The organism is Ruegeria sp. H9, assembly GCF_056532915.1.
Genome location: NZ_JBQFNX010000001.1, coordinates 585,717 through 607,126 on the forward strand (window position 1 = coordinate 585,717; position 21,410 = coordinate 607,126).

Annotated in this window: 17 protein-coding genes and 1 riboswitch; of the genes, 5 read left to right on the forward strand and 12 right to left on the reverse strand. The window is 56.8% G+C overall.

Going from position 1 to position 21,410, the window contains the following annotated elements; genetic code table 11:
• Positions 1-136: 136 nt before the first annotated feature.
• A complete protein-coding gene (locus tag ACR0CZ_RS02595) occupies positions 137-1,030 on the forward strand; it encodes a LysR substrate-binding domain-containing protein (protein WP_170393823.1) in 894 nt (297 codons plus the stop codon).
• A gap of 54 nt (positions 1,031-1,084) precedes the next feature.
• Here the strand turns inward: ACR0CZ_RS02595 and ACR0CZ_RS02600 are convergent, their stop codons facing one another.
• From ACR0CZ_RS02600 to ACR0CZ_RS02615, 4 genes are read right to left on the reverse strand one after another with little or no spacing between them, the layout of a single operon-like run.
• On the reverse strand, positions 1,085-2,098 hold the full coding sequence (locus tag ACR0CZ_RS02600) for an iron ABC transporter permease (RefSeq protein WP_170393822.1): 1,014 nt from the start codon (positions 2,096-2,098) through the stop codon (positions 1,085-1,087).
• Position 2,099: 1 nt separating this feature from the next.
• A complete protein-coding gene (locus tag ACR0CZ_RS02605) occupies positions 2,100-3,047 on the reverse strand; it encodes an ABC transporter substrate-binding protein (protein WP_170393820.1) in 948 nt (315 codons plus the stop codon).
• 18 nt (positions 3,048-3,065) lie between these two features.
• Positions 3,066-3,851 carry an ABC transporter ATP-binding protein gene (locus tag ACR0CZ_RS02610; RefSeq protein WP_170393818.1) on the reverse strand — a complete coding sequence of 262 codons (786 nt, stop codon included), beginning with the start codon at positions 3,849-3,851 and terminating at the stop codon, positions 3,066-3,068.
• A complete protein-coding gene (locus ACR0CZ_RS02615; RefSeq protein ID WP_170393816.1) occupies positions 3,848-4,204 on the reverse strand; it encodes a DUF1636 family protein in 357 nt (118 codons plus the stop codon). Before ACR0CZ_RS02615 ends, ACR0CZ_RS02610 begins: the two co-directional genes overlap by 4 nt.
• A gap of 102 nt (positions 4,205-4,306) precedes the next feature.
• A riboswitch (cobalamin riboswitch) is annotated at positions 4,307-4,514 on the reverse strand.
• 258 nt (positions 4,515-4,772) lie between these two features.
• On the opposite strand from ACR0CZ_RS02615, the gene ACR0CZ_RS02620 reads away from it, so the two are divergent.
• Both ACR0CZ_RS02620 and ACR0CZ_RS02625 read left to right on the forward strand, forming a co-directional pair.
• Positions 4,773-5,840, forward strand: a complete 1,068-nt coding sequence (locus ACR0CZ_RS02620; RefSeq protein ID WP_170393814.1) for a catalase family protein — start codon at positions 4,773-4,775, stop codon at positions 5,838-5,840.
• An 18-nt stretch (positions 5,841-5,858) separates the two neighbouring features.
• Complete coding sequence (locus ACR0CZ_RS02625) at positions 5,859-7,520, forward strand: peroxidase family protein (protein WP_170393812.1); 1,662 nt, start codon at positions 5,859-5,861, stop codon at positions 7,518-7,520.
• On the opposite strand, the gene ACR0CZ_RS02630 is transcribed toward ACR0CZ_RS02625, so the two are convergent.
• Positions 7,517-10,519 carry an adenylate/guanylate cyclase domain-containing protein gene (locus ACR0CZ_RS02630; RefSeq protein WP_170393810.1) on the reverse strand — a complete coding sequence of 1,001 codons (3,003 nt, stop codon included), beginning with the start codon at positions 10,517-10,519 and terminating at the stop codon, positions 7,517-7,519. The genes ACR0CZ_RS02625 and ACR0CZ_RS02630 overlap by 4 nt on opposite strands.
• A gap of 581 nt (positions 10,520-11,100) precedes the next feature.
• Here ACR0CZ_RS02630 and ACR0CZ_RS02635 point away from each other — a divergent pair.
• On the forward strand, positions 11,101-12,417 hold the full coding sequence (locus ACR0CZ_RS02635; RefSeq protein ID WP_170393807.1) for a UDP-glucose dehydrogenase family protein: 1,317 nt from the start codon (positions 11,101-11,103) through the stop codon (positions 12,415-12,417).
• Positions 12,418-12,447: 30 nt separating this feature from the next.
• Here the strand turns inward: ACR0CZ_RS02635 and ACR0CZ_RS02640 are convergent, their stop codons facing one another.
• From ACR0CZ_RS02640 to ACR0CZ_RS02665, 6 genes are all read right to left on the reverse strand, one after another.
• Positions 12,448-13,260, reverse strand: a complete 813-nt coding sequence (locus ACR0CZ_RS02640; RefSeq protein WP_480537093.1) for a hypothetical protein — start codon at positions 13,258-13,260, stop codon at positions 12,448-12,450.
• A gap of 126 nt (positions 13,261-13,386) precedes the next feature.
• The gene (locus ACR0CZ_RS02645) at positions 13,387-14,700 is read right to left on the reverse strand and encodes a TRAP transporter large permease subunit (protein ID WP_170393803.1); all 1,314 of its coding nucleotides are present in this window, start codon (positions 14,698-14,700) and stop codon (positions 13,387-13,389) included.
• Positions 14,701-14,704: 4 nt separating this feature from the next.
• Positions 14,705-15,238: a TRAP transporter small permease subunit gene (locus ACR0CZ_RS02650; RefSeq protein ID WP_170393801.1), complete on the reverse strand. Its 534-nt coding sequence runs from the start codon at positions 15,236-15,238 to the stop codon at positions 14,705-14,707.
• A gap of 70 nt (positions 15,239-15,308) precedes the next feature.
• On the reverse strand, positions 15,309-16,283 hold the full coding sequence (locus tag ACR0CZ_RS02655) for a TRAP transporter substrate-binding protein (RefSeq protein WP_170393799.1): 975 nt from the start codon (positions 16,281-16,283) through the stop codon (positions 15,309-15,311).
• Between the two features lie 52 nt (positions 16,284-16,335).
• Positions 16,336-17,586, reverse strand: a complete 1,251-nt coding sequence (locus ACR0CZ_RS02660) for an NAD(P)/FAD-dependent oxidoreductase (RefSeq protein ID WP_170393797.1) — start codon at positions 17,584-17,586, stop codon at positions 16,336-16,338.
• Positions 17,583-18,716 (reverse strand): enolase C-terminal domain-like protein, encoded by a 1,134-nt coding sequence (locus ACR0CZ_RS02665; protein WP_170393795.1) that lies wholly within the window; start codon positions 18,714-18,716, stop codon positions 17,583-17,585. The genes ACR0CZ_RS02660 and ACR0CZ_RS02665 overlap by 4 nt, the downstream gene beginning before the upstream one ends.
• A 96-nt stretch (positions 18,717-18,812) precedes the next feature.
• Here ACR0CZ_RS02665 and ACR0CZ_RS02670 point away from each other — a divergent pair, with 96 nt between their 5' ends.
• A complete protein-coding gene (locus ACR0CZ_RS02670) occupies positions 18,813-19,733 on the forward strand; it encodes a LysR family transcriptional regulator (protein ID WP_170393793.1) in 921 nt (306 codons plus the stop codon).
• On the opposite strand, the gene ACR0CZ_RS02675 is transcribed toward ACR0CZ_RS02670, so the two are convergent.
• The gene (locus ACR0CZ_RS02675; RefSeq protein ID WP_480537092.1) at positions 19,694-21,388 is read right to left on the reverse strand and encodes a thiamine pyrophosphate-binding protein; all 1,695 of its coding nucleotides are present in this window, start codon (positions 21,386-21,388) and stop codon (positions 19,694-19,696) included. The genes ACR0CZ_RS02670 and ACR0CZ_RS02675 overlap by 40 nt on opposite strands.
• Positions 21,389-21,410 lie beyond the last annotated feature (22 nt).

Below are 21,410 nucleotides of genomic sequence, written 5' to 3' on the forward strand. Positions count from 1 at the left end.
GTTGTGGCGAATTTTCACCGTGAACCGCTGGTGGGCAATTGCAAAAAGATTCACTTTGAATAAGATCAGCTAAGCCTGATCTTCGGATAGTGCTTATATAATATTGGATGTACAAACCATCACAGGTCAAATCACCTTGCTCAACAGGCCCTACGATCTTCCACCTGTAAGTTCGCTTATCAGCTTTGAGGCTGCTGCGCGGCATGTAAGCTTCAAGACCGCTGCAGAAGAGCTGAACGTCACGCCGGCCGCAATCAGCCATCAGGTCAAAGCGCTGGAAAACGAGCTGCAATGCGCGCTGTTTCTGCGCCATCATCGCGGCGTGGAACTTACTGAAAGCGGTGCTTATCTTCTTGTTGCCCTTCAACGTGGTCTGGAAGGCATCAGCGAAGCACTTGGGCAGTTGCGGCGTCAATATGACAGAAAAGGTGTGACGATCCGCTCAACCACGGCTGTCAGTTCACTTTGGCTCACCCCGCGCCTTGCGCAATTCTGGAAGCAATACGGACATGTTTCCGTGACGCAGGTCGTGACCGACCTCGGCATCGACACGTCAAAATGCGACCTAAGTATCCATTACGGCGATTCCAGTCGCGAAACGGGCATCTTCAAGACACTATTTCACGACAAGATCATGGCGCTTTGCAGCCCAAGGTTTGCGCAACAGAATCCCATCAAACGTGTTGAAGATATTGCCAGGGTCCCCCTAATTCATCTCGACGCTCCGGATACCGGCTGGACCGACTGGCGTGCCTGGACCCAGAAACTCGGCTATGAAGGCCCGCTGAATTCCGCGCATCGGGTCAACAATTACACGATTGCGCTTCAGGCCGCTCAGGACGATATGGGCGCAGTGCTGGGATGGGAGGGACTGACCTCGGAGCTGACCGCATCCGGAAAACTGGTCAGACTGTTGCCGCAAACCATCTCATCGCAACTGGATTTCTACGTGAAACTACACAACACCTCATCCGACCGAGCCAAGCTTGTGTTCAAGTGGCTCGGCCAAGCGGCTGACGGAAAGGTTTAAACTCGGCTCAGATCTGATCAGAACGAAATATCTTGGGAGCGAAGATCGAGGGTCTTACCGTTGATTTCTCGCTGTCCTGAATAAAAGCAAGAACACAAACACCGATCCGATTGAAGTTGTGACGATCCCCACCGGCAATTCTTGCGGAGCCAGCAGAAGCCTGCTGAGAATGTCAGAGCCGGTCAACAAGGCAGCACCAACCATAGCGGCGGCAGGTAGAAGGTTTTTGTGCAGGGGACCTGCGATCCCGCGTGCAATATGCGGCACCATCAGACCGACAAAACCAATCACTCCGGCTACGGAAACAAACACGGCCGTTGCCAAAGCTGCGGTGAAAAACATGCTGAACCGCAGACCCCGAACCGGCACACCCAGAGTAGCGGCAGTCAAATCCCCGGTCAGCAGCGCATCCAACCAGCGGCTGCGATAAAGCGAATAGCACAGGATCAGCAGCAGACCGATGCACACCAGCGGGAACGTCTCCCAACGGGCCAGGCCCAGCCCCCCCAGCATCCAGAAGATGACAGAATGGGCGGCGCGGCTATCACCGGCGAAGATCAGATAGTTGGTGATGGCCGAAAACAAAAACGACACAGCCAGACCCGCAAGGATCAGCTTCTCCGGTGCGCTGGTGCGAAGCCCATGAACCAGCGCCAGCACGATGCCCGACGCCACAAGACCGCCGCAAAAGGCAGCCAGAGGCAGAGTCCAGAAACCCAGAATATCTCCGGTCACGGTAATTACAAACACCGCCCCCGCTGCCGCGCCCGAGGACAGGCCGAACAGAAATGGATCGGCAAGGTCATTACGTGTGGTCGTTTGCAGCACCACGCCAACGATGCCCAGCCCGGCACCGATCACGGCTGCAAACAACGCGCGGGGCAGTCGCAGGTCGAATACGATCCTATGCAGCGGCGACATCTCTCCGTCCTGCAACCCGGTACCGCGCAATATCGCGGTGAAGGTGTCGGACAAAGGAATCGAGGTTGTGCCGTAGATCGTGGAAATCAGCAAAAGGGCGGTCAGAACGACCGCCCCCAGCAACAATGTCAGGCCCAATCGGCCCATATCAGCTCTGACCCGGATGCATCGCGCGCGCCATCTTCGAGATCGCTTCGATATTTGCCGGTCCCGGCGTCAGCTCTTCGTAGCGCAATCCGATCCAGCGTTCGTTCTTGACGGCGTCAGTCTGGGACATGACGGGATGTTCCTGCAGGAACTTGAAGGTGTCCTCGGCGCCATTGCCGGTCTGATAATCCAACAAAACCAGGAATTCCGGGTTCGATGCGGCAACGGCCTCCCACGAAGTGCGGCCCCAGCTCGTGTCCATGTCATGAGTGACGTTTTCACCACCGGCGGCTGTGATCATCGCATCGGGAATCGCGAATTTACCGGCGGTAAACGGAGCATCTGCAGGACCATCCAGAAGAAAGACGCGGGGCCTGGGCAGTTCAGCAGTCTTGGCTTCGATCGCTGCCAGCTGCTCTTTCCAGCCCGAGACCAAAGCCTCGGCCTTGTCTTCGACTTGCATCACCTTGCCCAAGCGCAACACATCGCCAAATAGAAGATCCATGCTGGCTTCGGGGCGATCCTTGTCCAGATGGACGCAGCTTTCGGTTAGAACCATGGTCTTGATTCCGAACGGTTCCAATGTATCTGGGGTCACATCACCACCCGGCTTCATGCCATAGTACCAACCGGCAAAGAACAGGTCGGGTTCAACCGCCACCAAATTTTCGACGGTCGGATATTTTGGCGCAAGCTCGGGGATGTCGCCACGCAGGGCATCAAAATCAGGGCTGGTCTTGTACCAGCCGGTGATGCCGGTCAGGCCGACGATCTTGTCCTGCAGACCCAATGCAAAGGCCATATCGGTCATGTTCATGTCATGCACAACCAGGCGCTCGGGCGCGGTATTAAAAACCAGCGGTTCGCCGCAGTTGTCTACGGTGACTTCTTGCGCAGCAGCACCGCTTGCCATGGCGGTGGCCAACGCCACGGGCCAGATGTATTTCATCTCAGTGTGTTCCTTCGACTAAGTTGAGACTGTAGTTCTTCGAATATCAAGCGCCGGGATCACGCGGCCTTCGTGGAGAAAGCAGAGGAAATCAACGCCAAAAGTTTCGCGGACTCTTTCGGGTGTCAGCACCTTGTCCACCGACCCAAACTCGATCATGCGGGTCGATTTCATCAGCGCCACGTGTGTGGCGAATTCGGGGATCATGACAAGATCGTGTACGATCATGACCACGGTGATCCCAAGCTCGGCGACCAAAGACAGCATCCGCCCTTTTGCATCAGGATCCAGATGGTTGGTCGGTTCGTCCAGAAACAGCAACGAAGGGTTCTGCGCCAAAGCACGCGCGATATGGGCACGCTGACGTTCGCCTCCGGACAGTTGGGCCATGCGCTTGTCCGCGAGATTGGCGAGACCGGTCAGGTCTAAAATCCGGTCCAGCTCTTGCGCGTGGCCTTCGGCAGAGCGGTCCGCACGGATGGGTATTTGCCCCAGCGCAACATAATCGCGTAACGCCAAGCGTCCATCGGGCAGTTCCTGCTGACCTACCACTGCAATCATGCGCGCACGCTCTTTGGCCGTGAGCTGTTTCAGACTGCGTCCTTTGATCCGAACATCGCCAAGTGCCAGCGGCTCAGCGCCGCACAACAGATTGAGAAGCGTCGTTTTCCCCGCCCCGTTCGGGCCGGCGATGGCTAGAATGGAACCCTCGTCCAACTCGAACGAGACGCCCTGCAACAGGACATCTCCGTTAAGGGCATAATACTCAAGGTTTTCGGCAATCAGAAAGGGTGGCAACGTCATTGCGATGCCCCCTGTTCGATCCGCGGCATGCGCGAGAGGGTTTTATTGGACAACGCCTGCGGGCGATCAGTGGCATTTGTCCAGCCATCCGGGCTTTCACGATACTGCGCTGCAAACTCAGCCAGCGCCTGCACCTCATCCGCGGTCTGAATGCCACCAAAAAGGTATTGCGCCTTTCCTACGGCCTGGAACCCAACCGTTCTGGGACTATCGCAGCCTGCCATGCAAGACGACGCGCGGATCGCAAAACTGCGAGGTAATTTCCCAGTCAACGCATCGCAAATTTCATCAAGGGGCAGCCCTTCAGTGCAGCTTTCGCAGACTAGAATGAAATGATCAGGCGTATCTGGCATGGTCCACTCCACTTGTTTCCAAGCGCATGCGGAAGCTGCCGACAATGTAAACACGCGATTGACGCGCCATCAAAGCCTCCTTCCAGGACGCCCCGCCCCGGGTTGGTTAAACATCTGATGGCAGGTCTCCTGACTTGCGGGTCCGCGCTCGGCCAACCTTCCCGACCCTGTGGACCAGTGGCTGTTTGACCTTGCTCACCGCTTACAGTTGCGGGGGCAGTTACGGAATTGGCACCTTTTGGCAAACCTCACCGTATTCCCTTTTCATCCCGCGGCAACACCACCGGGAACCATCAATCGATTGAGTGCCCGAGAACACCGGACACGTCAATGATAAAGTCGAAGGCGCCCAACTCTGGTCGAGGATCGAGCGCCGGCAACCACGTGTCCGAAGCACCAACCGAATGGGTAGGGCTGCGCGCCGAATTTGTCTGGCCACGGCTGTCCATAGTTGGTGTGTTTGGAAATTAGACAATCTGAGGTAAGCTGAACAAATTTAGAGGTTTAGCTTTGTCAGCGCCTTGCCCCTGTTTGATCATTGCCTGGGTTTATCCAAGGAGACGGTTCTTTGACACATGTTTCGCAAAACGCATTGCCGCCGGATATTGTTGATGATGTCATTGACCACAATCTCGAGGCCGTTGCACGGTGGAAAGGCCATCGCTTAAGGGCTCAGCATGGGCGCAGTCACGGGTGCGTGGCTGCAACATTCACCGTCAGAAACGATCTACCAGAACAGTTCCGTCACGGCCTGTTTGAACAGCCCGCTGCCTATTCAGCCGCACTTCGCTTTTCCAACGGCGCGCATCTGGATGACCGGAAATCGGATGCCCACGGGATGGCGATCAAGCTTTTTGACGTGCCTGGCCCCAAGCTGATCGACGCCGAAGCACTTGCGCATCTGGGGACCACACAACTCAGCGACGAGTTCGATTTTGTATTGGTCGATCAGGATGTGTTTCCCAGCTACGTCCCCGATGAATATGAGCGATTGGGCAGACTTGTCGCCACATTACAAGCGGTCCAGCACGCGATCAAAGGGCGACGAAAATGGAGCCTTAGGTTGATCACCAAAGGGCTGCGCGCAGGATTTCGCGCCTTCCTCACTCGTGAAGGCAAGCGTCAGTTTCGCGTCGCGAGTGATTTCGCCTCGAACTATATGCACTCGCCTTTTGAGGTCCATTTCTGGTCGACAACACCGTATCGGCTGGGCCCCGATCTAACAGTCCGATACCTGGCCCGCAGCGCTAAACCAAAAGTTCCGGCACATCCGTTAGACGACCCAGATGGGATCGGTCAGTGTTTGCGGCAAGACGTGGCCGATGGAGATAATCACTTCGAGCTGTGTGTGATTGAGCCCCCGCGCCCGGCCGACGAGTTCGATGTGCTAGACAATCGCATCCGGTGGGCATGCGATCCGCAACCAGATGCACCTCTTGATCCGTACCATCATACCGTCACGCCCGTGGCGGATATCACGATTCCCAAAGGTGCAGAATTTGATCCGCAGAATGGCGACGCGATGAGCTTCTCGCCCTGGCGTGTCACGGCAGATCACGAACCTTTAGGACCGATTAATGCGATCCGGCTCAGAACCTATCTTAGCCTGGCCCGCGCCCGGTTCCCGAACCGATGACCAAACGGAGATGTATTGATGCTGGACGTTGATGATCTGATCAAACTCGGATTCAAGATCTCCCCACCCGTTACGAGTTATTTGGCCGCGATCAGGCTTGCAAACGCCGCGAAGATCCACCGACCGCGGCCCTATACAATGGGCACAGACTACACGACATGGCCCGGCGTGTTTTCCCATCGCTGGATCGGTCGGCATACGACGCCAGAAGACCTCTCACCCGTCCTGCCGTCGGAAAGCGAAGTTGCTGATCTCTTTCGCCGACGGACACAAATGGATGGCAGCCCGCTTACCTTGATGTGCCCGCAAGGATCGACACTATTGTTTATCTCGGCCGCACAATGGTTTACCGACAGTTTCCTTCGCACCTTTGGGGCGAAAGGACCGGTTGATCAGACGGATTCGAACCACGAAGTCGATCTGTGCCAAATCTACGGGCTGAACGATTTTCAGACCGACATGCTGCGCGAACGCGATCCCGATACCAATGAACTAACCCACCGGCTGGCCTTTCGTCTGGATACACAGGGCGAGATGTGGGCTCCGAAGCTGTTTCAAAAAAACCAATCCGGTGGTGTTAAGCTAGCACCCCCTTTTGATGGCAGTCTCGCCACTGGCGAGAATTGCGGAAAGCCGTTGCACGATCCCTGCAAGCTGTGGAATGCGGTGAAACGGGCGCATCCGGGTCTCAGCGATCACGCAATCGACCAGCTACTGCTCGATTTTCATGCAACCGGGCTCGATAATGGCAATGGTACGATAGGCTATATCACGATCAATACACTGATGTTGCGCGCCCATAACACCTTTGCCGATCTGTTGTGGCGCGAAAAGCGCGGCATATCAGGCTGGGATAAAGAGCGTGTGTTCCAGACTACACGCTGCACCTTGATCGCATTGCTGATCAAGCTTGTGCTTGAGGACTACATCGCCCACATCGCCAATATGCCTTTCAAACTACCCGTTGGCGTCAATCGCTGGCAACCGTGGCATCATTCCAACCAGATCGCGATTGAGTTCAATTTGCTCTACCGCTGGCATTCGATGATCCCCGAGCGATTTATAATCGACGGCGCACAGGTTGGCCCGGAGGGGTTCAGATTCAATCCACGACTGGTCGAACAAACAGGCTTGGCGGAAATGATCCGATCATTGTCGCGCCAACCTGCGGCCCGCATGTCGCTGCGCAACACGCCCGATTTCCTGTTCCAAAGGCCTGCGCCCGGTGCTCCTGCCCCTGTCGAAGCTACGATTGCCCTGACGCGTAAGGCGCGTCTTCCGTCGCTGAACACTTATCGTCATCATTTCTGCCGCAAACCGCATTCAAGCTTTACTGAGATGATTGGTGATCAGCCGTTTGCGGAAGAATTGATTGCCGACCTGAGCCGGCTCTATTGCGACGTCAATAGGGTCGAGTTGTTCCCTGGTCTCTTTGCGGAACAGCACAAGGGCGATGTGATCATGGGCGATCTGATGACATCGATGGTGGCGTATGACGCGATCACGCAGCTTATGAACAACCCGATGGTATCCAAAAATTTGTACTCGGCTGAGACTTTTTCAGAGAAAGGTTTTCAGTTGCTGAAGAAAACTTCGTCATTCTCGCAGGTGGCGCGTTTTGTTGGCTTGGACCTGCAACCCGAAGACTGCACTTTAGGTCGACGTCCCGGCGGGACCTAAGACGCGACCGCGCGCTCTTCCAGCTCAGTAATCCGCGCGGCAACTTCCGTATCGGCTGGCCGGATGCAGGCAAGATCACTCAGCGCGCGCAATTCATACAGCGCCGCGCCCTGATCATTCGCCACGGCTATAGCTTCACGCAAAGCCGCCTCAGCCGCGTCGAACGGAGCACCTTGTTCCAGTAGAAGGGCTGCCTTGATCCGGTGGATTTCAGCCTCATAGTTCCGCTCGTCAGTGTTTTCTGCACATGTCAGGCCAGCCTCCACCGCATCCAACCCTTTCTGAATCTCACCCAGAGCAAGATAGCCCCGTGCGAGCTCGGTGTTGACGAGCACGCCAGCCGCCTCGGCACCCGTTGCGTGCATCCTTCCCCAAGCGGCCTGCAGCATGGCCACGCCCTCTGTGGCCTCGCCGGTTCTGATGGCAGCCCCGGCAAGATGGGCCGTCGCAACAGCTTGGTAATAAGGGCCGCCCTTGTCCTGAACAGCCGCGCTCAGCGCCTCGGCCATGCGCGCATAATCCGGGTGATCCATTTGCATGTGGATTTCGGTCAACCAGTGCATTGCATTTGCGATGATCAAGGGCTGGCCCGACGCCATCGCGGCGTCAACTGCCCGCTTGGCTTTGGCGAGTGCCACCTCAGTTTTGCCCTGAAAGCTGTCGACCAGCGCGCTCATACTCTCGATTTGTATCACGGCTGCAATATCGGGGCTGTTTCCAGCTTCGGCGCAATGCGCATCCGCATGAGACGCCGCTTGTTCCAGAGCTGCTGCCGCATCCTGAAACCGACCGCGCGGGGATAGCGCGGCCCCACAGATGTAGTTTCCGACCATTCGGGTGTGGTGATCGTCATACGCATCGATGATCGCTTGCCCCCATTGCTCGGCGTTCTGGTAATCACCTTTGACCATTGCAGCGGTAAACAGACCCCTGCCCGCGCGCACAAGAGTACGCCTGTCGCCCAGCTTTTCAGCCAGTTCAAAACTGCGCCCAAAGGCATCAATTGCGGGCTTGGCACCATAACCGACATGCACGCGTTCGGCAGCGGCCAGAAGGAATTGCAAGTTCAATTCAGCTTTATCGCGTTGGTCTACGGGCAACTCGTCCAACAGCCGCAATCCGTTTCGGGCATGCTGAGCCCCTTCGCGATTTGCGTGGCGCCTCAGGTTCAGCCGCGCGGCCTCCGACCAGGCGGCCACCGCCTTCGTTGTTTCACCGGCCAGTTCCCAGTGCCGCGCTATTTGTTCAGGCTGTCGGGCGGCTTCCGGTTGGGCGGCAAGGGCTTCCGCCGTGCGTCGATGCAAATGAATGCGACGGTCCCGCACAAGGCTTTGATATGCCGCCTCACGCACCAATTCATGGCGGAACCGCCAGATCATTTCGGCGTCGTCATTCGCGCCGGGCAGATGTTGCAATATACCCGTGGCGGCGAGCCCAAAGATAGCGTCTTCGGACTCGTCTTCAGTCAGTTCACTGATCTGAGCCAGCAAAGGTGCCCCAAAGGCACCACCAATAACAGCGGCTTCGATCGCGGCGCGTCGGAGTTCTCCGACCTCGTCAACCTGTTGCGCCAGGAGGTCATGCAAGGTGGCGGGAATGTTGTCCACGATACGTTCAGGCGACGCAGCGATGGCGGCAGAGCATTCCTTGATGAAAAGGGGCACACCATTGCCCCGCGCCAAAATCTGCGCCGTGGTGCGGTCATCAAGTCGCGCACCCGAGGCCGCCTTGGCCAGTTCTGACGATGTCGCATCATCGAGCGGTGGAAGCGACAATTGCTCAAGAGACGGTATGCTCTCTTTGATCGCTGATGGCGCCGGCATCCGCGAAACCATCAACATCAGTACGGGAAGTGATGTCAGATGCTCGGCCACGTCGCGCAGCACTGAAAGGGTCGATGGGTCGACCCATTGCATATCCTCAACCACGACAAGCACCGGTCCCTCTCGGCTGAGTTTTTGGTAGACGCGGATGAATATGTCACTCAGTTGCGCGCGCAGTTCGTCCTCACTGGTCGTCCCGCTGTCGCCGGGGCCCGGGGCAAGAATGAAATACAGCGTGCGAAGTTGCGCGTCGTCCAGAATATCGCTCAGATGTTCTGACAACCGGTCGCGACGCGCGGCAATATCGTCGTGATTGTGGATGCCGCACCACCGTTCGACCTGTGATACGAAGGGAAAGAACGGTGTGCTGACATGGAACGGGCTGCAGTGATAGGTCACCCATGCCTGCGGCCCGACCGACGAACGCAGATCACGGATCAGGTGCGATTTGCCAATCCCTGCCTCACCCAATATGTGAATCACCCGCCCTCTTCCGGCTTCCACGTCTTTCCACGCGCGGCGGAGTTGTCCGCGTTCGGCTTTGCGGCCAAGCAACGGGGTGCGGTTATGGCGGCGGGCCTGATCCTTGCCTTCACCGGTCAATCGATAAACTGGAACAGGCCGGTCGAACCCCGCGAGGTTCTGAACGCCTTGCGGCTCGAACTCCATTTGCTCGGCCCCAAGCGCTCGTGTTGCCGCAGAAACCATTGTTCCACCGGGGGTCGCCAACGACTGAAGACGTGCCGCAAGATTTAGCGTCGATCCAAAAATCGCGTCGGGCTGAATATTGGTCCCAAGCGCGATGTCCCCGACAAGAACTACGCCGGATGCGATCCCAATCCGGCACCTGAGATCGAGCGGACCCGCCATTGCGGGCAGATCAGTGTGGATGCGCAGCGCCGCGCGTAGAGCGCGCTCGGCATTATTTTCAGACGCAGCAGGCCAACCAAAGGCGACGAGGATACCGTCGCCCACGATCTGCAGCACCCTGCCCCCGAACTCATCGGCAATTTGTTCGACCAGTTTATGATAACGTAATGTCGTAGACAGCAAGTCTTCGGGCTCAAGCATTTGAGCCAATACCGTGGACTCGACAAGATCCACCATCATGACAGTCAGATGGCGGTGCTCCATCGCGCCAAGATCAGTTTCCGGGCCGGTGGGGTGCAGCACCATCAGCGCGCTCCGCGACCGGCGCTCATGCGGCGTGGAGATGCAGGGCCAACGCCTTTCCCGGAACCCAAAAACGAGAACATGCCCCCCATCGCGAAGCCTTAAAATAATTAACAGATTGCACGCGCCGCCGCTCGACACCACGAAAACTGATTGTGAGACTATATGAAGCTTCGCATTCTGGCTATGCCCAACGCCTGCTGAAGCGAAGAAGTGCCTGATATTACATGTAGGATTGAGAATGCGCGCCAGCGGTCGAACGAATGCCATCGTAGGAAATCCGATCTGGCAACGAATCTTGATCGTAACACGCCGTTCTTCGCCGAGACCAGATAGCCAGTTCAACGCAAGCCACGAACAGCACTTGAACAATTCACCACAACAAGCATATTCGGTCGCCAAGAAACAGTCTGATGATTTTGCCCTATCGCCCGCAACACCTCAGAAGTGCCGAGTTGTTGTCCAAAGCAAGCCGGCAATGCCTAGGCGGTTGTAATTATCGAGACCCAAGAGCTCTTAGTTCAGCGGTTGAAAGAGACCAGGAAATGCGCCATTGGCGAAACCCAAAAGAAGGAATTCGATAAATGCGCATTGCGATGATTGGCACCGGATATGTCGGTTTGGTGTCCGGGGTTTGCTTTTCGGACTTTGGCCATGATGTGATTTGCGTCGATAAATCCGATCGCAAGATCAAGATGCTTCAGAATGGAGAGGTGCCGATTTACGAGCCGGGCCTTGATGTGCTCATGGCCAAGAACGTGGCTGCTGGCCGCCTGACCTTTACCACCGACCTGGCCGCTGCGGTCGACGGCGCGGACGCGGTGTTCATCGCGGTGGGCACACCTACGAGACGCGGGGACGGGCACGCTGATCTGACTTATGTGATGGCCGCCGCCGAAGAAATCGCTCATGCCATCACCGGCTATACGGTTGTCGTAACCAAATCGACTGTCCCGGTCGGCACCAACCGCAAGGTTCATGAAGTTGTCTCGGGTGCAAATCCGAAGGCGGAATTCGACGTCGCATCGAACCCCGAATTCCTGCGCGAGGGCGCTGCAATTGATGATTTTATGCGCCCGGATCGTGTTGTCGTAGGGGTCGAAAGCGAACGAGCGGCGGATGTCATGGCCGAGATTTACCGCCCGCTTTATCTGCGTGACTTTCCGATCCTGACCACTGATCTAGAAAGCGCCGAGATGATCAAATACGCGGCGAACGCATTCCTGGCGACCAAAATCACGTTCATCAATGAAATCGCCGGTCTTTGCGAGCGGGCAGGCGGCGATGTCAAAGAGGTGGCGCGCGGTATTGGTCTGGATGGGCGGATCGGCAACAAGTTTCTGCACGCAGGCCCTGGCTATGGCGGCTCGTGTTTTCCGAAAGACACCGCTGCACTTGCCCGGATCGGACAGGATTTTGCCCACCCGATGCAGATCACCGAAACCGTCATTCGTGTAAACGATGAGGTCAAGAAGCGGATGATCGAGAAGATCCGGGATGCCTGCGATGACAGCTTCAATGGCAAGACCGTGGCGGTTCTGGGTGTGACTTTCAAGCCCAACACCGATGACATGCGCGACGCACCTTCCCTGACCATCGTTCCCGCCCTGATCGGCGGCGGTGCCCAGGTCCGCGTTGTCGATCCGCAAGGCCGTGCCGAGGGGGAAGCGCTGCTTCCTGGCGTCGAGTGGATGGATGATCCCTACGCCGCGGCCAAAGATGCGGACGTTGTTGTCTTGCTGACAGAATGGAACGAGTTCCGCGCCCTGAACCTGAGCGAGCTGGCAGAGACTATGAGATCCCCCCGAATGGTCGACTTGCGTAATATCTACTCGTCCACGATGGTTCTGGGATCGGGATTTGAAACCTATGTCGGCGTCGGGGTTGGGGATCAGCGTTAGGGCTGGCACCGCCAATGCCTCTGGCCCAAATCAGCTGTTTGTGGCAGCCGTCTGATACAGTCGGCGCATGATCAGCGGCGTCAGATACATCGGTATCTGATAGGCCCCGATGAACACCATGATCGGCGCGGTCACTTCAGGTGGCAGTGCCACGAAGAATATCGCGATGTTCCGGTTTCCGGCGATCAGAGACACCGCCGTAGCCTCGGCACCGGGCATTCGAGTTCGTGTGAATTGGAATGAGACAACCTGAGCCCCAAAGTTGATCAGACAGGCAAACGCGATCCAGAACAGCGCGAAACGTGGGTCCACAAGTGCGGTTGCGCTCAATGATGGCATCAGGCCAACAACGAAAACGGACAGAGTAATCGTTGCCGCACCTTCCACGTTCAAAAGCGTAGACTTTGAAGGTTGGCGCAGCACCGTGCGGCGCAATATGACAGCCGCGAGAATTGCTATTGTGATGGTAAGAAAAAGCCGAAGCGCGGTCATCAGGACCGCCCTGAGATCACCCAATTCCGGCATCAGCCAAAAGATCGGTAACGCGGTCAGTGGCAAAACAGCCGTTCCAACCACGACTAGTCGCATCGCCGGTTCCGCAGAATAGCCCATCATCAGGCACATATTGGGGCTGCCGGATATTGATGGGGCTGCAGCCATGACAAGCAATGCCAAAAAAACTGGCGAACCGGTCCATCCGCAGGCAATTCCAATCCCAACGACAGACAACGGCAAAACCAATTGAAAGGCGGCAATCGTTCCCGCAACTTTTCGCAGGTCAACCAGCGAACCCACAATGGCCCCCGGCTGCATTCGCAGCAGCGTCAAAAACAGCAGGAGCATGACCAAGGGCGGCAATAGAGGCCGCATCGGTGCGGCCAGCCCCGGCAGCAGAAGGCCTGCGGCAAGGCCCGATACTAACACATATGGGCCGTGACGCGCCGCGAGGTGAAGCGGGTTCAACGGCGTCTACCCACCGGGGCTTTGACGCAGGTTTTCGGGCAGCCACGTCGCCAACTCGGGGAACCAGATCAGAACGAACACCATCAGCACCATGATCAGGAACATCGGGATCGCAGCGCGGGCGATATAGCTCATTTCATGATTGGTCATGCCCTGCATCACGAACAGGTTGAAACCGATGGGCGGCGTGATCTGCGCCATCTCGACAACGACCACGATGAAGATCCCGAACCAGATCAGATCGATCCCGGCGTCCCGGATCATAGGCTCGACAACGGCCATAGTCAGCACAACCGAAGAAATCCCATCAAGGAAGCATCCCAGTATGACGTAAAAGACCAATAGAACCATCAGCAGTTCGAACCGGGTCAGTTCCCAGCCCGCGATCAAATCCGCAAGCCCGCGCGGCAGGCCGGTAAAGCCCATCGACAATGACAGGAACGCAGCACCCGCTAGGATCAGCGCAATCATCGCACTGGTGCGGGTCGCGCCCATCAAACTTTCAGTGAAGGTCTTCCAGTTCAACGATCCCTGCCCTGCTGCCAGTAGCAGTCCGCCAATCACACCGAAAGCCGCCGCCTCGGTCGCCGTAGCATAACCCAGATACATCGATCCGATTACCACCATGATCAGCAGGATCACTGGCAACAGAAAGCGAGAGTTCTTAACCTTTTCGGAAAAAGTCAGCTTGCTCTCATCGTTGGGGTTCCAGTCTTTGCCAACTTTCGAATAGATGGCGACATAGCCCATGAACATTGCGGCAAGCACAAGACCGGGCAGGATGCCTGCAAAGAACAGCTTGGTGATGGACTCGTTGATCGTAACGCCGTAGACGATCAACGTCAGTGACGGTGGGATCATTAGCCCAAGTGTTGCCGCGCCGGTCAGCGTGCCGATGACCATGCGTTCGGGATAGTTGCGCTTTCGCAGTTCCGGGATCGACATCTTGCCAACCGTGGTCAACGTCGCGGCAGATGACCCCGATACCGCGGCAAACACCGTACAGCCTACGATATTCGTGTGAACCAGCCCTCCGGGCAAAGGTGCCATCCACGGCGACAGGCCTTTGAACATGTCTTCGGACAATCGCGTTCGGTAGAGGATCTCGCCCATCCAAATGAACATAGGCAAGGCGGTCAGGGTCCAGGAAGAGGACGCCGACCAGATCGTGGTGATCATGACATCGCCTACGGGGCGCGTCGTGAACAGCTCCATCCCGACCCAGGCGACGCCCATCAGGGCCAGCCCGACCCAGACACCGGTGCCCAGCAAGGTGAAAAGGACAAAGAGGAAGAGGATAATAACGGATATATTTTCCATGCTCTTACTCTCCGTGGCTCTGATCGGCCAGATCACGGGTGATGCGGTGATCACCCTTGAACAGGACATGGAACAGGTGATCGGTCAGCGCGATGGCCAGAATGACCGCTCCGATCAGCATGGTAGATTGCGGTATCCAAAGGGCGGTTTTATCTTGCCCCTGGCTGATATCGTTGAACTTCCAGCTCCAGTACACAAAGCGATAGGCATACCAGCAGAAATACCACATGACCGCCGAACCAATCGCAAAGCACCAGATTTCCAGAATTCTGCGAAAGCCATCGGGAACCGCGTTCAGGAGAATGGAGACTCTAATATGGCTGCCTCGGTTCAAGGCGTTGGCGAAGGCCAGAAAAGACGCAGCGGCCATCGCATATCCAGCATAGTCTGGCGCGCCGGGAAACACCTCACCGGTCCAACGGGCCAGCATTTGCACAACAATCAACACCAGAATGGCAATCAGGCTGAGCGCCGCCATAACCCCTGCTGCCAGATAAATGAAATCCAGTACGGACCTGAGCCCTCGCATTGCCGCCATGCTGTCCCCGCTGTGCTTTTTGTGGATTGGGAGCAGGCGGCAGGATGAACTGCCGCCCGCATTCGAATGGTTACTGAGAGTTGAACGCGTCGACGATAGCTTTGCCTTCGTCTCCGGCGGCCTCAAGCCATTCGTTGGTCATGGTGACGCCGATTTCTTTCAGCTCATTCGTCATCTGTTCGGATGCAGGACCAACTGTCATGCCGCCATCGCGCAGACCCTGAAGCGTAAAGCCGGTATATTCCTTGGCGCGCCAGTTACCTGCATACTCGGCCAGTTCCGCACAGCCTTTGATGACGTTCTTGTTCGCATCCGAGACACCGGCCCAGACATCCGAGTTCACCATCACGTAGTTGCGCGGCAACCAGGCATCCACTTCATAGAAGTAGTTCAGGCTTTCCCAGACCTTCCGGTCATAGCCGGTCGACCCGGATGATACCATGGAATCCGCTACTCCGGTGGCAAAGGCCTGGCTAATCTCAGCCGCCTCGATGGTGACGGGCAGCATCCCCGTCAGTTCGGCCAGGCGTGAGGTGGCGTTGTTGTAGGAGCGGAACTTGATCCCCTCCATATCCGCAACCGAGTTCACTTCGTTCTTGAAATAAAGCCCTTGAGGCGGCCAAGGCACGGCGTAAAGCAGCGTCAGGTTCTGTTCAGCCAGCAGCTTTTCGATGGACGGCTTTGCCGCATCCCACAGCTTGGCGCTGTCGTCGAACGACGTTGCCAGGAATGGGATCGAGTCAAAGCCGAACAGCGCGTTTTCGTTCTGGTGCCCAGACAGCAGACGCTCACCAATCGGGGCTTGCCCGGTCTGGATCGCACGCTTGATGTCGGCACCTTTGAACAGCGAGCCGGACGGGTGTGTGACGATTTCAATCTCACCACCGGTTCCTGTGGTGACACATTTGGCGAACTCCGCGCCGGTGGCCGAATGGAAATTCGATGCCGAATAGGCCATCGGCATATCCCATTTCTCTGCCATTACTGGCGCTGCTGCGGCAGCCGTCAGAGCGGTTGCTGCCAGAAGGCTTGTCAGTTTTTTCATCATGTTTCTCCCTGTTGAGTTTTGAGACGCCGGCGTTCTTCGCCAGTCATTTCTATGTTGCGAAACGCGAGGGCGCGTAGACGCTCATGTCAGTGTTCGGTGTTCTGCCCGCAATTATCTGGGCCAGAAGTCGCCCCGTTTTCGGCCCGCCTGTCAGGCCAATGTGATGGTGCCCAAAGCCCATATACGCACCGCTGATCCCCGGAGCCTCACCGATAATCGGGATCGAGTCAGTTGGTGCTGGGCGGTGCCCCATCCATTCCACTTCCTCCTTCCATGTCAAACCCGGGAAGGCCATCCGGGCATTCTTGCGCATCAATTCAAACGGCGCGCGTGAGGGTGGCGCATCAAGACCGCCAAATTCCACGATGCCAGCCAAACGAATGCGGCCATCCATCGGTGTGGCGACAAATTTGCCGGAAACCACCATGACCGGACTGCGCGGCATGGCAGAAGGCTCCACCAATTCAAGATGATAGCCGCGTTCGGTTTCAAGGGGAACAGAAATGCCTAAACGCTTGGCCAAAGGCCCCGACCAAACGCCCGCAGTTACAATTGCCGTATCACACGCGATGGTTTCGCCTGCCGCCCGTATACCGGTTACGCGACCATTTTCCTGAACAACGTCATCGACCGCTGCACGTAGGATTGTGCCCCCATGTGCCTCGACATACGCCGCCAGATCTTTGACGTACCGACCTGGATCCGTGATATGGCCATGATCCGAAAGCTTCGCCGCAAATCCAATGTCTTCACTATAGACCGGATCATAGGCGTGAAAGGCAGGGCCTTCCAATTCGTCCCATGTGAATCCGTTCCTGCGCCGAATGTCCCAGCCAAACGCATCATCTTTGAAATGCGCGCGGTCGTTGTACAGGAACAGATAGTCAGAGGGCACGATCCATTTTTCAGCGCCTGTGCCCTCGGCCAACGCTTTGTGGTCGTTCAGGCTATCGCCAACAATTGGCGTCAAAGCTGAAGCTATGCGTTCCACATCTGATGCATTCGCATGACTCAAATAGCGGGTTAGCCAAGGGATCAGCTTTGGAAGATACCCCCATCTCAGAAACAACGGCTGAGACGGGCTGAGCAGCATTTTGGGCGCCTTCCGGAGCAGCCCTGGAACAGTCACCGGAACAATCGAGCATGACGCCAGCACGCCCCCATTGCCATGTGAGGTGCCCTCTCCCGGTCCGACCTTGTCGATCAGGATTACCTCGTGACCATCCCGCTGCAGCCATACCGCAGCAGACACGCCAACGATCCCGGCGCCGATGATTGCTATGGTCTTCTTCTCGCTCATGCCCCCACCGCCTTGGCCACTGCATAATGCTCAAGCTTGGTTACATCAGGTCTGTTGCCGAGCCCGGGTGCGTCAGGAACTACAACTTCGCCGCTGCTTACTTGGAAGGGGCTTTCAAGAATGTCTTCTTTCAGGAAGTAGGAGGCTTGATAGAACTCGCAGCCCAACGTTATCTCAGGTGTAGCAGCAATCATATGTGTGCCTGCCAGATGCGCCAATCCGGCCTCGAACATATCACCGCCATAGGCTGTCAAACCATGTGCAGCAGCGATACGGGCCACAGTCTGGCCTCGCGTCGGGCCACCTGATTTCATGATTTTCACTGAAACCCCGTCACAGATACCGTCACGCGCTGCCCGTTCCATGTCTTCGGGGCCAAAGACGCTCTCATCAGCCAGAAGTGGGACGTCAATCATCTGTCGCAACTTGCCCATCATGCTGAATTGATGAGCGCGGACAGGTTGCTCAATGAAATCCGGAGCGAATTGCGCAACATCGCGAACCTGTGCCGGTGCATCCTCGATACTGAGTCCCTGATTGTAATCAACACGAACCCTGAAATCCGGATGGTTCTGCGCGAGATACTCCAACCGCATGATATCGAAGGCGTGATCTTTGAACCCGGTCTTGAGCTTTACAATCCGAACGCCATCGGCCTGCAATTGTGACAGCAGCTCAACATCCTGAGCAAAATCCGGGTTCGCAATTGAGCAACTGAGTGGAATGGTTGCCCGGCACTTCCCGCCCAGCAGAGACCAAACAGGAACCTTGCTGATTCTGCCCGCAAGATCCAGCAAAGCGGTTTCCAATGCAGCCTTTGCCTCGGTGCAATGAGCCACGGCATAAGCTGCCTGTGCCATGATCGCTGAACGGTCGCCCACTCTGGCCCCAACCACAAGTGGGCGCAAATAGCGATCAAGGGCTGCATAAGTGGCCTCTGGGGTGCCCGTGAAGACAGACCAGGGAGAGGCCTCACCAAATCCTTCACTGCCGTCCTCGGATCTCAGCCGCAGGACGACGACTTCGCATGTTCCTTCGACGGACCCGATGCCATGATCACGGCGAGACGTCACGGGCAACTCAAGGTGCCAGAGATCATAGCCGATGATTTTCTGTGTCAGATCGCCCATTGCACCCCCTGCCAATGGCCGAAGCCTGCCTTGACGAGGATATCATTTCAAATACTATATTATCTAGAGGTCATCAGGAAAAATGATACTATAGCGATGTCCCTGCGATTTCGTCAGCTACAGGCTTTTCACGCCATCATGGAAACCGGCACTGTCACGGGTGCGGCCTCGGTGCTTGGGATTTCACAGCCCGGGATCAGCAATCTGTTGGCACAGCTAGAGCGCGAAGCGCGTTTGCCGCTGTTTGAACGCAACAAAGGCCGGTTGCTGCCTACGCCAGAAGCTGAACTTCTATACCGCGAGGTTGATACGGTTGTTCGGGGGCTGGATCACGTAGCGCAGGCGGTCACGGATCTGCAGAACAAGCATCCGGGTCAATTGCAGATCGCCGCGCCACATCTGCTATCCTTCGGCTTCATGCCGCGTGAGATCGCTCGCTTCGCAGAAAGCCGCCCGAACCTGTCGGTGAGTTTTCAGTCGCAGTATTCCTCGAAGATTCAAGAATGGGTAATCTCTGGCCTGTTTGAGATCGGCATTGTCGAGATGCCCATTCTGCATGACACCCTGAACTATCAGGTCTTTGAGTTCGAAACGCTGGCGACCTTTCCGGAAACCAGCCCTTTGGCAGATTATGATGTGCTCACACCTGAAATTCTTGAAAACGAACCATTCATCGTGATGGGGCCAGAGCATCAAACCCACCGACGAACTCGGGACATCTTCCAATCAGCGGGGCGCAACTGGCGGACCCAGATTCACACCCATCTGTCAGAAAACCTGCTAAGTTTCGTCAAGCAGGGCATGGGGGTCGCGATGATCGATCCCTTCACTGTCACCTTTGACGACGAGAGCGGGTATCAAACCCGCCCCTTCCGACCGGCTGTGATGCTTGATCTGGCCATTATCACCTCGAAAGGGCGACCCCTATCAACGATTGCACAGGATTTTCTGGCTCAGCTAACCCCTTCGATCGTCTCTTATGCCACCCATTCCGAAACCGGTGCAGCGGCCTCGTGAAGCGGTTGTGAGTAAATGTCGACCAATGTCGGGCCATCATGCTCGATAGCCTGTTTCAGAACTTTGGACAGGTCTTCGGGATCTTTGACAGTCCATGATTTCACACCAAAGGCGCTTGCAACAGCGGCGTGGTCGGTGCGGTTGAAATCAACATTGTAGTATCTCTGCCCAAACCCTGCGTCCTGTCCGGCCTTGATCCAGCCAAAGACCGAGTTCGAGAATACAATTGAGGTGATCGGCATGTTGTGCCGCACCATGGTTTCGAACTCACCACAGGCAAAGCCGAATGAGCCGTCACCCATCACCGACAAGGTCTTGACCGAAGGCCGTCCAACATGCGCACCCATCGCGGCACCCAAGGAATACCCCAACGCCCCATGCGCCCGGTTAGTGATGAAATGCCGCCCCGGTGTCCGCCAGCGGTAATGCGCGCTGAAATATGGGCATGGCGTGCCGGGATCAGCGACAACAATCGCATCATCATCCAGGATATCCATTAGCGAAGCCATGACAGCCTCGGGCCGGATCGGCGTTTCTCGGCTGGCTGCAAGCGGGGCGAACGCAGCCAATTTGGCCGCCCATGCCGCGTTTGATTTGGCCGCCCCGCCCAGCCTGGGCAGGTCTTGGCGTGCCGCCAATGCGTCCGCCAATGCTTCCAGCGCGAGACGCGCGTCGGCACAAATAGCGACTTCGGTCGGATAGTTGGCTCCGATCACCATCGGGTCACTGTCGATATGAATGATGGTGGCATCGCGCGCAGGGCTTCTCCAGCGCTCGGTCGTGACGGATCCTGCGCGACATCCGATGAACAGAACGACATCCGCCGCATCTACCACAGCGCGGGTGGCAGGCACCCCGCCATTCGATCCGACAACACCAAGCGCGAGCGGGTCTGTCTCGGCAATCGAGCCCTGCCCCGACACAGTCGTGGCGACGGGCATGTCCAACAGACCCGCGACCCGGCGCAGTGCGTCGCTTGCCCCTGACAGAACAGGTCCACCGCCACAAACGGCAACCGCAGACTTTGATTTTGCCAGTATCTCTGCCGCCGCCTCTATTGCACCCAGATCGGGACCTGCGCGTTCCGCCGGATAGCTGCGGTGCCGCGCATCCGCCCAGATCTCAGCCTCATCCACCTGCGCCTTCTGAGTGTCGAAGGGTAAGGCAAGATGTGTGGCCCCAGGTGTTCCGGTGGTCATAGCCCGGAATGCCGCACGTACCATGGCCGGCAATCGTGTGGCGTCATCCAGCGACGCATTCCACTTGGCCAGCGGCTTGAACAGCGCGGGTTGGTCCAATTCGGTCAGCGGGTACTTTCCCCGGCTGGTTGTCGCCACATCCGAGGTGATCGCAAGAATAGGAACCGAGCTTTCGTTGGCTTCGACCACGCCAGGTAGAATATAGGTCGCCCCGCCCCCAGACGGGCCTTCGCAGACACCCGGCTTACCTGTCACCCTTGCATAACCATCCGCCATGTAGGCCGCATGACGTTCATCCCGCGTCAGAATGTGCTGAATACCGTGATCCATCCGAGATAGCGCATCATAGAATGGCAAGGTTGTATCACCACATAGGCCGAACATGTGCTTCACGCCATGCGCCTCAAGCATACGGACCATTGCCTCGGCTCCGGTCAGGTAATTCGTTCCTGTCATGGTGGGCGACTCCCTCAATCTA